The following is a 13,920-nucleotide window of genomic DNA, read 5'->3' as shown; positions in this document are numbered from 1 at the left end:
CCCCCGCACGTCTGGATTGCGAATACGCCATGACCCTGCAGTACCCAACCATCGCCGATTGCGTCGGCAACACGCCGCTGGTGCGTTTGCAGCGCCTGCCCGGCGCCACCAGCAACACCCTTTTGCTCAAGCTCGAAGGGAACAACCCGGCGGGTTCGGTCAAGGACCGCCCGGCGTTGTCGATGATCACTCGCGCCGAGTTGCGCGGGCAGATCAATCCCGGCGATACGCTGATCGAGGCGACCTCCGGCAATACCGGTATCGCGCTGGCGATGGCCGCTGCGATCAAGGGTTACAAGATGATCCTGATCATGCCGGACAACTCCAGCGCCGAGCGCAAAGCGGCGATGACCGCTTACGGTGCCGAGCTTATCCTGGTGACTCAGGAAGAGGGCATGGAAGGCGCACGCGATCTGGCCCAGCGTATGGAAGCCGAAGGCCGTGGCAAGGTGCTCGATCAGTTCGCCAATGGCGATAACCCGGAAGCGCACTACACCACCACCGGCCCGGAAATCTGGCGTCAGACCCAGGGCAGCATCACCCATTTCGTCAGTTCGATGGGCACCACCGGGACCATCATGGGCGTGTCGCGCTACCTCAAAGAACAGAGCGACAGCGTACAGATCGTCGGCCTGCAACCGATGGAAGGCTCGGCCATTCCCGGCATCCGCCGCTGGCCGCAGGAATACCTGCCGAAGATTTACCAGGCTGACCGCGTCGATCGCATCGTCGATATGGCGCAAAGCGAAGCCGAAGACGTTACCCGGCGTCTGGCCCGCGAAGAAGGCATCTTCTGCGGCGTGTCCTCGGGCGGTGCGGTGGCAGCGATGCTGCGCCTGTCCAGAGAAGTTGAAAACGCGGTGATCGTTGCGATCATCTGCGACCGTGGCGACCGTTATCTGTCGACCGGCATTTTCGACGCGCCGAACTGATGGCCAAGCACGAACGAGGCCTGCGCTTCCAGCCCACCGGCGGGAGCAAGGCGCCACAGATCCCGACCGGTAAAAAGCAGCGCTTGAGTATCGAGCGCCTGGCCAATGACGGTCGCGGTATCGCGTTTTTCGAAGGCAAAACCTGGTTCGTCCTCGGCGCCCTTGCCGGTGAAGAGGTCGAAGCACGGGTGCTCGGCGCCCACGGCAAAGTGGTCGAGGCGCGTACCGAGCGCGTGTTCACGGCCAGCGACGTGCGGCGCCCGGCAGCATGCCCACACTTCGGCCGCTGTGGCGGTTGCAGCGTTCAGCACTTGCCCCACGACGAACAGCTTGCCCTGAAACAGCGCATGCTCGCCGAGCAATTGTCGCGGGTGGCCGGTGTCGAACCGGAAGAGTGGGCGGCGCCGCTGACCGGCCCGGAATTCGGTTACCGTCGGCGCGCGCGCATCGCCGTGCGCTGGGACATGAAGGCAAAAAAACTCGAAGTGGGTTTCCGCGCTGCCGGCAGTCAGGACATCGTCGCGATCAGCGAATGCCCGGTGCTGGTACAGCCCTTGCAACCGATCATGACCCGCTTGCCAGAGATGCTGCGGCGCTTGAGCAAACCGCAGGCGCTGGGCCATGTCGAGTTGTTCAGCGGCTCATCTCTGGCGCTATTGCTGCGACACATGGCGCCGTTGTCCGAAGCGGATCTGACCATTCTCAAGGATTTCTGCCAGTTCCATGAAGCGCAGTTGTGGCTGCATGGCGAAGGTGAACCGCAACCGGTCGAAGCCGGTCAGAGCCTCGGCTATCGCCTGGAACAGTGGGATCTCGAGCTGGCGTACCGGCCGGGTGACTTCGTTCAGGTCAACGCCGGGGTCAACGAAGCGATGATCGCTCAGGCGCTGGACTGGCTTAAACCGACGGCTGAAGAACGTGTGCTCGACCTGTTTTGCGGGTTGGGAAATTTTGCGCTACCGCTGGCCAAAAGCGTCCGTGAAGTGGTGGCGGTGGAGGGTGTGCAGACCATGGTCGAGCGGGCCGCTGCCAACGCCGTCAGTAACAATTTGCATAACACAAAGTTTTTTCAAGCCGATTTATCCCAGCCTTTGAGCGATGCCCAGTGGATCGGAAACGGCTTTTCTGCGGTACTCTTGGACCCACCGCGTGACGGTGCTTTCGAGGTGGTGCGCAAGCTCGCGACCCTGGGTGCCAAGCGGTTGGTATATGTGTCGTGCAACCCGGCCACGCTGGCGCGCGACACGCAGGAATTGATCAAGCAGGGCTACCGGTTAAAACGTGCCGGGATTCTCGATATGTTTCCTCAGACGGCACATGTCGAGGCCATGGCGTTATTTGAAGCGAGCCAGGACGGCTCGTCTGAATCCGTCTGATCTGTCCGCGCAGCGCTCGCCTGAGCCCCGCGAGCGCGAACGGACACTGAGGATCAGCGATTTGACGCATTGAATCTGCGTCGTAGGGAAGGTAAAGCAGCATGGTACAGGTGAGAGCACACCAGCCGATCAACACCGACGGCAGTATCAATCTCGAGGCCTGGCTCGATCACGCGGTCAGTGTCGATCTGGCACTGGATCGCGAGGCCTTGAAAGAAGCCTGCGAGTTCGCTCGCGAGGCCGAACAGCAGTCCAATGCGAAGAAGAATCTGTGGGCCGAAGGCTCCGGCAGTTTCAGCACTGGCCTTGAGATCGCCGAGATCCTCGCCGACCTCAAGCTCGACCAGGATTCGCTGGTCGCAGCCGTTTTGTATCGCGGCGTGCGCGAAGGCCAGATCGAGCTGGCGGCCATCGGCCAGCGCTTCGGTCCGGTGGTGGCCAAGCTGATCGACGGCGTGCAGCGCATGGCGGCCATCAGCGCCAGTCTCAGCCCACGGCAATCGATGGTCATGGGCACCCAAGGGCAGGTCGAAAACCTGCGCAAGATGCTCGTGGCCATGGTCGATGACGTGCGCGTTGCGCTGATCAAACTGGCCGAACGCACCTGCGCCATCCGTGCGGTGAAAACCGCCGACGATGAAAAGCGCAACCGCGTCGCTCGCGAAGTCTTCGACATCTATGCGCCACTGGCGCATCGCCTCGGCATCGGTCACATCAAATGGGAACTGGAGGACCTGTCCTTCCGTTATCTGGAACCCGATCAATACAAACAGATCGCCAAGTTGCTCCACGAGCGGCGGCTGGATCGCGAGCGCTTCATCAGCGATGTGATGACCCAGCTCAAGGACGAACTGCAGGCCACTGGTGTCGATGCCGACATCAGCGGCCGGGCGAAACACATCTACTCGATCTGGCGCAAAATGCAGCGCAAGGGTCTGGAATTCAGCCAGATCTACGACGTTCGCGCCGTGCGCGTGCTGGTGCCGGAAATGCGCGACTGCTACACCGCGCTCGGTATCGTCCACACCCTGTGGCGGCACATCCCGAAAGAATTCGACGACTACATCGCCAACCCGAAAGAGAACGGCTACCGCTCGCTGCACACGGCGGTGATCGGCCCGGAAGGCAAGGTCCTCGAGGTGCAGATCCGCACCCACTCCATGCACGAAGAAGCCGAACTTGGCGTCTGCGCGCACTGGCGCTACAAGGGCACCGACGTCAAATCCGGCTCGAACCATTACGAAGAGAAAATTTCCTGGCTGCGTCAGGTGCTCGAATGGCATGAAGAGCTGGGCGATATCGGCGGTCTGGCCGAACAGTTGCGCGTCGACATCGAGCCTGATCGCGTTTACATCTTCACTCCCGACGGACACGCCATCGACTTGCCGAAAGGCGCGACGCCGCTGGATTTCGCCTATCGGGTGCACACCGAAATCGGCCACAACTGCCGGGGCGCGAAGATCAACGGGCGTATCGTGCCGTTGAACTACAGCCTGCAGACCGGCGAGCAGGTCGAGATCATCACCAGCAAGCACGGCACGCCGAGCCGCGACTGGCTGAACCCGAACCTCGGTTACGTCACCACCTCGCGCGCGCGGGCGAAGATCGTTCACTGGTTCAAGCTGCAGGCTCGCGATCAGAACGTTGCGGCCGGTAAAACCCTGATCGAGCGCGAACTCAATCGCCTCGGCCTGCCGGCGGTGGATTTCGACAAGCTGGCCGAAAAGGCCAACATGAAAACCGCCGAAGACATGTTCGCCGCCCTCGGTGCCGGCGACCTGCGTCAGGCGCATCTGGTCAACCTTGCGCAGCAATTGGTCGAACCGGAGCGCGGCAACGAGCAACTGGAGCTGATCCCGCGCAAGGCGACCGGTTACAAGCCGGGCAAGCGCGGCGATATCCAGATCCAGGGCGTCGGCAACCTGATGACGCAAATGGCCGGTTGCTGCCAGCCACTGCCGGGCGATGCGATTGTCGGTTACATCACCCAGGGCCGTGGTGTGAGTATTCACCGCCAGGACTGCGCCTCGGTGCTGCAACTGGGCGGGCGCGAGCCGGAGCGGATCATCCAGGTCAGCTGGGGGCCGGTGCCGGTGCTCACCTATCCGGTGGACATCATCATCCGCGCCTACGACCGTTCCGGGCTGCTGCGTGACGTCTCGCAGGTGCTGCTCAACGAGCGCATCAACGTGCTGGCGGTCAACACCCGCTCGAACAAGGAAGACAACACCGCGCTGATGTCGCTGACCATCGAGATCCCCGGTCTGGATGCGCTGGGGCGGCTGCTGGGGCGGATTTCGCAATTGCCGAACATCATCGAAACACGGCGTAACCGTACCCCGTGATGCAATTGATTGTTCCCTGTGGGAGCGAGCCTGCTCGCGAAGAGGGCGTGTCAGTCGACATCTTTGTTGCAGACACAGCGCTTTCGCGAGCAGGCTCGCTCCCACAATGGTTTTGTGGTGAGACAGAAAAATGATGTACAGCCTCGAAGACCTGCTCCATTTGATGAGCCGTCTGCGCGATCCGCAGTTCGGTTGTCCGTGGGACATCAAGCAAACCTACGCGACCATCGTCCCGCACACCCTCGAAGAAGCCTATGAAGTGGCCGATGCCATCGAGCGTGGCGATCTCGACCATTTGCAAGGCGAGTTGGGCGATCTGTTGTTTCAGGTGGTGTATTACAGCCAGTTGGCCAAGGAAGAGGGGCGGTTCGAATTCGCCGGGGTGATCGATAGCATCACGCGTAAACTGATCCGTCGTCATCCGCATGTGTTCCCGACGGTCGATCTGTACGCGCCGCTCGACGTGCCGCGCTTGAGCGAGGAGCAGGTCAAGCAGCGCTGGGAAGAGATCAAGGCCGAAGAGCGTGCCGAGAAAGCCTCCGCGCCCGAGCAGTTGTCCTTGCTCGACGACGTGCCGGCCACCTTACCGGCACTGTCGCGCTCAGCCAAGTTGCAAAAACGCGCCGGGCAGGTCGGTTTCGACTGGCCGGACGCTTTGCCGGTGCTCGACAAGGTTCGCGAAGAGCTCGATGAAGTGCTCGAAGCCATGTCCGAAAACGATCCGGTGGCGGTGGCCGACGAGATCGGCGATCTGCTGTTTTCCGTGGTCAATCTGGCCCGGCATCTGAAGGTCGATCCGGAAACCGCCTTGCGCGGCGCCAACGGCAAGTTTGAAAGACGTTTCCGTTTTATCGAACAGGCATTGCGCGACACCCACCGTCCCATGGAAGATTGCACCCTCGAAGAGTTGGACGCCCTGTGGGGCGAAGCCAAACGCCAGGAAAAGAATGAGCCCAGCTGCGGCTGAGCCGTTGCCCAAGTGAGTAAGCATTGATGAGCCTTTCCCTTCGCGACCAGTTGCTCAAAGCAGGCCTGGTCAACCAAAAGCAGGCCAAGCAGGTCAGCAAAGACAAGCAGAAGCAACAGCGCCTGGCCCACAAAGGCCAGGCCGAGCTGGACGATTCGCAGCAGCGCGCCGCCCAGGAAGCCATGGCCGAGAAGGTCAAGCGCGACCAGGAACTGAACCGTCAGCAGCAGGAGAAGGCCGAGGCCAAGGCCCGCGCTGCGCAGGTCAAGCAGTTGATCGAAGTCTCGCGTCTGCCCAAGCTGACCACCGAGGACTACTACAACTTCGTCGACGACAAGAAGGTCAAGCGCATCTCGGTCAACACGCTGATGCGCAACAAGCTCAGCAGCGGTTCGTTGGCGATCGTGCACCACAACGGCGGCTATGAAGTGATCCCCCGTGAAGCGGCGCTGAAGATCCAGGAGCGCGACCCGCAGCGCATCGTCCAGCTCAACGTGCAGACCGAAGAGGTCAACGCTGAGGACGATCCGTACGCGGCGTACCAGATCCCTGATGATCTGATGTGGTAAATCCACGGCTGTAAAAACGACGAACCCCGCTCATGGCGGGGTTTGTCGTTTTCAAATGCTGTGTTGTTTCAGGCGGACTTCAGTTCTCTTTGCTGTTCCTGCACTTCCAGTTCAGCCTTGTAGTTGTGGGCATCGATCTCGTTGTGGAACATGCCGACCAGCAAGCCTTGTTGATGCACATCCCAGATACGGATGCCGGCGGCCAGGCCTTCGTGGGACATGTGTGAATCGTCGCGTTCAGTTACTTTTACAGTCATCTGCTAGCTCCAGATCTCAAGTTACTGCACCAAGGCATGTGCAGGACTCTGTTATAGGATTTGGTAGCCAGCTAAGTAAACCGCCAATTGGCGCAAGGTGTTGTTGCGAATTTCGCAACAAAGCTGCAGGCCGCGTAAACCGCGACATTCGGTCGCAGGGTAGTAAGTTTCATGACAGAAGTTTCATCTCCAGAACACCCTGAAACCCTGTGGGAGCTGGCTTGCCAGCGATGACGTCGGCACAGCAAACATCTCCGTTGCCTGACACTCCGCTATCGCTGGCAAGCCAGCTCCCACAGAGATCAGCGGTGTCCTAGCTAATTTTCAGGCAAAAAAAACGCCCCGAACCAGTCGGGGCGTTTTCAGGTGTGGCTCAGCAGCGGGGAATTACTTGCCTTCCCAGCGCTTCAGTACCAGCGTGGCGTTGGTGCCGCCGAAGCCGAAGCTGTTGCTCATCACGGTGTTGATGGTGGCGTTCTCGCGGGTCTTGGTCAGCACCGGCAGATCGGCCACTTCCGGGTCGAGCTCGTCGATGTTGGCGGAGCCGGCGATGAAGTTGCCTTCCATCATCAGCATGCAGTAGATCGCTTCGTGCACGCCGGCGGCGCCCAGGGAGTGACCGGACAGGCTCTTGGTCGAGCTGATCGCTGGAGCCTTGTCGCCGAACACTTCACGCACACCTTTCATTTCCGCAACGTCGCCGACCGGAGTCGAAGTGCCGTGGGTGTTCAGGTAGTCGATCGGGGTGTCGACGGTGGACAGCGCCTGCTGCATGCAGCGGATCGCGCCTTCGCCGCTCGGGGCAACCATGTCGTAGCCATCGGACGTTGCGCCGTAGCCAACGATCTCGGCGTAGATCTTCGCGCCACGGGCCAGAGCGTGTTCCAGCTCTTCAACGACAACCATGCCGCCGCCGCCAGCGATGACGAAACCGTCGCGGTCCTTGTCGTAGGCGCGGGAAGCTTGTTCCGGGGTGTCGTTACGCTTGCTGGACAGGGCGCCCATCGCGTCGAACAGGAACGACTGGCTCCAGTGCTCTTCTTCACCGCCACCGGCGAAGACGATGTCCTGCTTGCCCATCTGGATCTGTTCCATGGCGGTACCGATGCAGTGAGCACTGGTGGCGCAGGCAGAAGCGATGGAGTAGTTCAGGCCCTTGATCTTGAATGGCGTGGCCAGGCAAGCGGAAACGGTGCTGCTCATGGTCCGCGTTACACGGTACGGGCCAACGCGCTTCACGCCTTTCTCGCGCAGGATGTCCAGCGCTTCCATCTGGTTCAGCGTGGAAGCACCACCGGAACCAGCGATCAGGCCAGTACGCGGGTTGGACACTTGCTCTTCGGTCAGGCCGGAGTCAGTGATGGCGTCTTTCATGGCCAGGTAGGCGTAAGCCGCTGCATGACCGACGAAGCGATAGATCTTGCGATCGATCAGCTCTTCAAGGTTGAGGTCGATGGAGCCGGAAACCTGGCTACGCAGACCCATTTCAGCATATTCCGGGTTGAACCGGATGCCAGGGCGGCTTGCACGCAGGTTAGCGGAGACGGTCTCTTTGTCATTGCCCAGGCACGAAACGATGCCCAGACCAGTGATAACGACGCGGCGCATGCGAATAACCCTTAGAAGTTGTCAGTGGAGGTGAACACGCCGACGCGCAGGCCTTCGGCGGTGTAGATTTCGCGTCCGTCGACACTGACCGAACCATCGGCGATGGCCATGTTCAGCTTGCCCTTGAGGACGCGTTTGATATGAATGTTGTAAGTGACTTTCTTGGCGGTCGGCAGCACCTGACCGAAGAATTTCACCTCGCCCGAACCCAGCGCACGACCGCGGCCCGGCAGGCCTTGCCAGCCCAGGAAGAAGCCGACCAGTTGCCACATGGCATCCAGACCCAGGCAGCCCGGCATCACCGGATCGCCTTCGAAATGGCAGGCGAAGAACCACAGGTCAGGGTTGATATCCAGCTCGGCGACCAATTCACCTTTGCCGTACTTGCCGCCTTCTTCGCTGATATGGGTGATGCGATCCACCATCAGCATATTCGGGGCGGGCAGTTGCGCGTTACCTGGGCCGAACAGCTCACCGCGACTGCAGCGCAGCAGGTCTTCCCGAGTAAAGGCGTTTTGTTTGGTCATGCGAGCTCCTCAATAATCCCATGCGGCAGGTGGGGCAGATCTTCCCGACCGTTCAAGGCATTCATGCCTCGAACCGGCAGCCTACTCATAGACTATTGCGTTGTGGTGAAAGTCACAGCACCAAGGACATGAATGTACACTTGTGCACTGAAATTTTTAATCAAGCCCCTTTTGGGGCTCGTTCGGGTGCCTAAGACTGCCGCACTTTCGCTTTTCACGCCAGTCGCAGATGGTCGAAAGGCCCACACTACGACACCCAGCGCTGCAAAATCTGCTGCAGGTCATTGCGTTTGAACGGCTTGGCCAGGTAATCGTTCATCCCCGCTGCCAGACAGGTTTCGCGATCGCCCTGCAAGGCGTTGGCGGTCAGCGCGATGATCGGCACATCGCGGCGTCCGGGCAGGTCGCGGATCTGCCGTGTGGCCTCGTAGCCGTCGATGATCGGCAGCCGGCAGTCCATCAAAATCACTTCGAACTCGCTGCCCTCGGCACTGCGCACCGCCTGCGCGCCATCGGTTGCCACACTGACGGCAAAACCCAGACTGCGCAGCATCGCTTCGATCACGGTCTGGTTGACCGGGTTGTCTTCGACCAGCAACACATGGCGTCCTTCACCCTGACCACTACCGTTCGGCGCTCGCGGCGCGGCCAGCGCTGGCATTGCCTGCTTATATAGCGCCAATGGAATTTCCAGAGTGAATACCGAACCGCGTCCTTCCTCACTCTGCGCGCGCAACGTACCGCCCATGCGTTCGGCCAGAGTCCGTGCGATCGGCAGACCAAGCCCGGTGCCACCGTAACGACGGGAGATCGAACTGTCGGCCTGCTGGAAGGCATTGAACATCAGCTCCAGACTTTCCGAAGAAATGCCGATGCCGCTGTCACGCACCGAGCAGGTGAACCACAGCAGTTCATGGTCCAGCGACTGCCATTGCGCCTCGATGCTGACCCGGCCCTGCTCGGTGAACTTCAAGGCATTGCCAACCAGGTTGACCAGAATCTGCCGGATCCGCGTCGGATCGCCCTGCACCTGCAAGCCGCGCATGTCGTCGGGAATGCGCAGATTCAGTGCCAGGCCTCGCTGCACCGCGCTGTGCTGGAACGATTGCGCGCAGGCGCCGATCAGCTCGGCGAGATTGAACGGGATGTGCTCCAGCTCCAGCTCCGAACGCTCGATTCGCGAGAAGTCGAGAATGTCATTGATGACCTTGAGCAAGTGCTCGGTCGACTCCGAAGCAAGCGCGGCGTATTCGACCTGCTCCTCGGTCATCTCGGTGGTTTCAAGCAACTGCAACATGCCCAGCACGCCGTTCATGGGCGTGCGCAGTTCATGGCTCATCATCGCCAGAAAGTCGGATTTGGCGTTGTTGGCCTTCTCCGCTTCTTCGCGGGTCTGGATCAGTTGCGCCATCGCTTGCTGCTGTTCGCGACTGGCCTGCTCCAGCGCTTGGGCGAGGTTGTTGATGTGCTGCGACAGTGCGCCCAGTTCGGTGTCGTCGACAATCGGCAGCGGGGTTTTGTAGTCGCCTTCCTGAATCGCCTTGACCGCATCGCCAATATCACGGATCGGCTGCGACAGACTGCCGGCCAGACGACGGGCGACGACGAAGGTGAAGAGCAGAGCGAACAGCGCGAGAACCCCGGCTTTGAACAGGATCTCCTGCTGGCGCTGACTGAAAGCGTCATTGGACAGCCCGACGATCACTCGCCCGAGATAATCCTCGCCGGCGGCGCTGTTGCTGACTTTGCCGTCCTGGAAGAAATCGTTGTGCAAGGCGATTCGTTGCAAACGCACTGGTGCCTGGAACACTTCGACCTGGTGCGGGCGGCTGTGGCTATCGGCCGGTTGTTCGACGTACACCAGGATCCGATTGGCGCTGTCCTGCACTTCGAGAAAGCGCACGTTGGGCGTGGCGAGTGTCGCCTTGAGCAGGCTTTCCAGCACTTCGTTGTTGCCGGAGATCACCCCGTATTCCGTGGCCGGGGCGAGTTGGTTGGCGATCAGTTGGCCAGTGTGGTTCAGCTCCTGGCGCAAATCCTGAATGCGCACGAAGGTAAAGAAACTGATCAACAGCAACGTCAGCAGCAGCGCCGGGCCGAGGCTGATCAGCTGCGTGCGGGTGTTGATGTCCCAACGGCGGCGGAAATTCATGGGCGGCGCTCTCCTTCGGCCAAGGCACTGGCGACAGATGCTTCATTCAGCGGTTCGATGCCTAAGGAACGAGCCACCTGCGCATTACTTGAGACTTTGAAACGAGCGGGGTAAAGCGTTCGCGGCCATGCGCTGGTGGGCTGATCGAGCAAATGATCGAGAATCGCCAGCCAGTCGCTCTGGTCGCTGTAGGTACTGGCGAGGCTGCCAGCGCGAACGAATGCAATGTTGGGGCCGATCAGCGCAACCTGCCGCGAGTAGCTGCTGAGCAAGAGGTTTTTTGCCGTCTGCGAGTTGTACAGGTCGGGATCGTCGAGGCCGAGCAAGACGTCGCTGCTTTTCAACACCGCTTGCAGCGGACGGCTATCGTGAATGTTGTCCCAGCGCTGACTGACAATCTCCAGGTTCAATGGCCGCGCAGCCACGCGCAATTCGTCGAGCAGGAACTCGCCGTGTTCATCGAACAGCACACCGACCCGCCGGGCATGCGGCAGAATCCGCCGGATCAGTTGCAATTGCCGGCTCAACGGTGGGTCGCTCCAGAGCAGACTCAGGCGCGCCGGTTGGGCATCGGCGAAACGCTGGCGCGCCTGCAAGCGGCTGATGCGCAACACCAGCGTCGATGGGCCTTGTGAGTCTTGCAGGCGCCAGTCGAGGCTGGGCAGGTCGAGCAGAATCAAGCGCAGACTGGCCGGCAGTTTGCCCGGTGCCGGCAAACTGGCCAGCGGCTGGAACCGCACATTGTCGGTCGGGCGCAGTTCACTCAGTGCTTGTACGAAAGCCTGCACGCCGGGGCTTTCCTCGGCGCCGGTCAACAAAATATCCGCCGCTTGCACCGCGACCCCGTGCAGCCACGCGGTCAAGAACAGGCAGAGCCCCGCCAGCCAGTGGCCAAGGGTTGGCGTCTTCCGTGACGGGCCGTTGCGCATCCTAGAACTCCAGCTCGGCACTGAAATACATTACCCGGCGTTCGTCGTAATTATTGTCGACGAAGGTGTTCGGCTGATGGTCGAGGCGCTGTTGCAGCACGCCGGCCAATTGCAGCTGAGCTTTGCCAATGGCGATGCGTTTGGCAATGCGCGTGTCGACGCGTTCGAAGCGATAGCCGTTGAGCGCGTTGTCACCGTAATAGAAGAGGGCGCTGTTCCAGCCATGCCCCCAGTTGCGCAGCCAACCGGCGGAACCGCTGTTGCGCGAGGTCAACTGCTGATCCAGCGGATTGCTCGCCTCGGCGTCGACGAAGGCGTAGGTCAAACGCAAACGGTCGGCGCTATTGAGGCGCCAGTCGAGTTGCGTTTCGGTGCCGCGAAAGCGCGAGCTGTTGGCATTGCTGGCGATGTACTGATTGTTGCGCAGCGGCTCGCTGATCATCCCAGTGATTTCGTCGTAGAACAGCTTCACGTCGACCGCCAGTCCGAGCTCGGCGAAGTAGCCGTTGTAGCCCAATTCCCGCGAGCGCATGTGTTCCTGATCGAGATCGCCGGGGCCGCGGGTCTTGACGAAATAACGCGCCGACGACTGGCCATAGGCCGAGGGTCGCAGGTTGCTGACCTGATAGCTCCAGTTGACGTTGTTCTCGAACATGTCCGGTGAACGGATCGCCTCCGAGTACACCGCGCGCAGGCCGTGACGCGGGTTGATCAGGTAGTTGACCGCGAAGCGCGGGGTCAGCGAACTGCCGATCAGTTGCGTGTCTTCGAACATCGCCCCGCCCTGCACCAGCCAGTGCTCGGTAGCGCGCCATTCCAGTTGGCCGAAGGCGCGCCAGGTGGTGTCGTCGAGGGTGCCGTTGAAGTAGGTTTCGGAGTCGGCGCGGTCGTAGCGGTAATTCAGGCCGCTGACCAGACGCAGGCTGTCTGCCAGGCTGAGGGTGTCCTGCAGTTCGAGGTCGTAACGCGACTCGCGGGCGCTCTGGTCGATATCGCCGCACAAGGTCTGGCTGGCGCCGTTGCGCCATTGCTCGAGCACTTGATTGGCCAGCGCCATTTCCTGCGGCGTGCCGGGCGCCGCGCCGGGGCCGGTGAACCGGGTGATGTTGCGCGCCAGCCGTTCGGTGTAATTCGGGTTGAGCTGCCACAGCTGCGTCAGTTCAGGGCTGAACGACACTTCGGCATCGCAGGCGCGCCAGACCTGCTGGCGATCCCAGTGCTGCGCCGAACCTTGCACATAGAGGCTGTGTTCGGGATTGATGTCGAGGTTCCAGCGCACCGAACCGGCGTAATCCTTGGCCACCACGTCGGAATTGTTCCCGGCGTCGGTAATCCCAGAGAACACCGGGCGGTAGGTATAAGGCCGCTGATTGCTGCCGTCTTTGGCGTTGAGCTGCCAGTCGAGGCTTTGATCTTCATTGAGATCATGGCTGACCGCCAAGCTCAGACGGTTCAAGCGCCGACTGTCGCGATAATCGGCGCCGTTGCGGTCGCTGTCGAAACCGTCGTCTTCCTGGCCGGACAGCGACAAGCGCAGATCGCCGCCATCCCAACCGGTGCCCTGGCTGGCATAAAAGTCGTTGATGCCACGCTGGCCACGGGTGATCTTCAGGCGCGTGCCGTGGCTGTCGGCCGGGTGGCGAGTGATGATGTTGATCACCGCCATCAATGCGTTGGCGCCGTAGCTGACAGTGTTCGGACCGCGAAACACCTCGATCCGCTCGATATCTTCCATCGCGACCGGAATATCGCTCCAGTCCACCGTCGCCAGCCCGGCGCGATACACCGAACGGCCATCGATCAACACCTGCATGCGCCGTGCTTCGCTGGCGTTGGTGCCGTGGTAGTTCACCGCTGGCTGATTGCCGTTGATGCTGCCAACCATCATTCCCGGTACCAGTCGCAGCAATTCGCTGATGTCGCGGGCGCCGCTGGCGCTGATCAATTCGCTGTCGAGAACGGTCATGCTCCCCGGTACTTCGGCCGGGGTCTGCTTCAGGCGCGTGGCCGTAAGCACCGGCGGCAGCGTCTGGCTGTCGACGAACAGATCGTCCGCCAGCACCAGCGGGCTGAACATCAGCGCGAGTAACAGGGGCGAGCGCGGGGAAGGAGGGCCAGAAAACACGACACAGCCTGCAGAGAGAAGAATTGGCGCGCATGTTAACCGAGGGCTGCGACTTTTCCAGTGACGTTGCAGGCATTTTCCTAGGTTTTATTGGTCTTCTTCCTACAAATGTCGGTAATTGTTGCTGGGGCTG

The 13,920-nt window shown here is 60.9% G+C and carries 11 protein-coding genes; 5 read left to right on the top strand and 6 right to left on the bottom strand.

Annotation, left to right across the window (positions count from 1 at the left end):
- The first annotated feature begins 29 nt into the window (after positions 1-29).
- From cysM to NF676_RS20055, 5 genes are all read left to right on the top strand, one after another.
- Positions 30-932 (top strand): cysteine synthase CysM, encoded by a 903-nt coding sequence (gene cysM / locus NF676_RS20075; protein WP_041479583.1) that lies wholly within the window; start codon positions 30-32, stop codon positions 930-932.
- The gene (rlmD, locus tag NF676_RS20070; RefSeq protein ID WP_252886660.1) at positions 932-2,308 is read left to right on the top strand and encodes a 23S rRNA (uracil(1939)-C(5))-methyltransferase RlmD; all 1,377 of its coding nucleotides are present in this window, start codon (positions 932-934) and stop codon (positions 2,306-2,308) included. The genes cysM and rlmD overlap by 1 nt, the downstream gene beginning before the upstream one ends.
- A 101-nt stretch (positions 2,309-2,409) precedes the next feature.
- Positions 2,410-4,653 (top strand): GTP diphosphokinase, encoded by a 2,244-nt coding sequence (gene relA / locus NF676_RS20065; protein WP_041479585.1) that lies wholly within the window; start codon positions 2,410-2,412, stop codon positions 4,651-4,653.
- 133 nt (positions 4,654-4,786) lie between these two features.
- Positions 4,787-5,620 (top strand): nucleoside triphosphate pyrophosphohydrolase, encoded by an 834-nt coding sequence (mazG, locus tag NF676_RS20060; RefSeq protein WP_252886659.1) that lies wholly within the window; start codon positions 4,787-4,789, stop codon positions 5,618-5,620.
- A 26-nt stretch (positions 5,621-5,646) separates the two neighbouring features.
- Complete coding sequence (locus NF676_RS20055) at positions 5,647-6,189, top strand: DUF2058 domain-containing protein (RefSeq protein ID WP_016773645.1); 543 nt, start codon at positions 5,647-5,649, stop codon at positions 6,187-6,189.
- Between the two features lie 68 nt (positions 6,190-6,257).
- Here NF676_RS20055 and NF676_RS20050 read toward each other — a convergent pair whose 3' ends face one another.
- The 6 genes from NF676_RS20050 to NF676_RS20025 all read right to left on the bottom strand — a co-directional run bounded on the left by NF676_RS20050 (position 6,258) and on the right by NF676_RS20025 (position 13,739).
- A complete protein-coding gene (locus NF676_RS20050; protein WP_095181590.1) occupies positions 6,258-6,446 on the bottom strand; it encodes a hypothetical protein in 189 nt (62 codons plus the stop codon).
- A 387-nt stretch (positions 6,447-6,833) separates the two neighbouring features.
- A complete protein-coding gene (gene fabB / locus NF676_RS20045) occupies positions 6,834-8,054 on the bottom strand; it encodes a beta-ketoacyl-ACP synthase I (protein WP_016773647.1) in 1,221 nt (406 codons plus the stop codon).
- An 11-nt stretch (positions 8,055-8,065) separates the two neighbouring features.
- The gene (gene fabA / locus NF676_RS20040; protein ID WP_024013962.1) at positions 8,066-8,581 is read right to left on the bottom strand and encodes a 3-hydroxyacyl-[acyl-carrier-protein] dehydratase FabA; all 516 of its coding nucleotides are present in this window, start codon (positions 8,579-8,581) and stop codon (positions 8,066-8,068) included.
- Positions 8,582-8,828: 247 nt separating this feature from the next.
- Positions 8,829-10,733 carry an ATP-binding protein gene (locus NF676_RS20035; protein WP_252886658.1) on the bottom strand — a complete coding sequence of 635 codons (1,905 nt, stop codon included), beginning with the start codon at positions 10,731-10,733 and terminating at the stop codon, positions 8,829-8,831.
- Entirely contained in the window at positions 10,730-11,662 is a 933-nt protein-coding gene (locus tag NF676_RS20030; protein ID WP_252868108.1) for an ABC transporter substrate-binding protein, read from the bottom strand. Before NF676_RS20030 ends, NF676_RS20035 begins: the two co-directional genes overlap by 4 nt.
- 1 nt (position 11,663) lies before the next feature.
- Positions 11,664-13,739 carry a TonB-dependent receptor plug domain-containing protein gene (locus tag NF676_RS20025; protein WP_150743513.1) on the bottom strand — a complete coding sequence of 692 codons (2,076 nt, stop codon included), beginning with the start codon at positions 13,737-13,739 and terminating at the stop codon, positions 11,664-11,666.
- Between the last annotated feature and the right edge of the window lie 181 nt (positions 13,740-13,920).

This window comes from Pseudomonas siliginis (genome assembly GCF_024072275.1).
Classification (GTDB): Bacteria; Pseudomonadota; Gammaproteobacteria; order Pseudomonadales; family Pseudomonadaceae; genus Aquipseudomonas; species Aquipseudomonas siliginis.
Note: the sequence above shows the minus strand (reverse complement) of the source record. Positions and strands in the feature narration are given on the sequence as shown.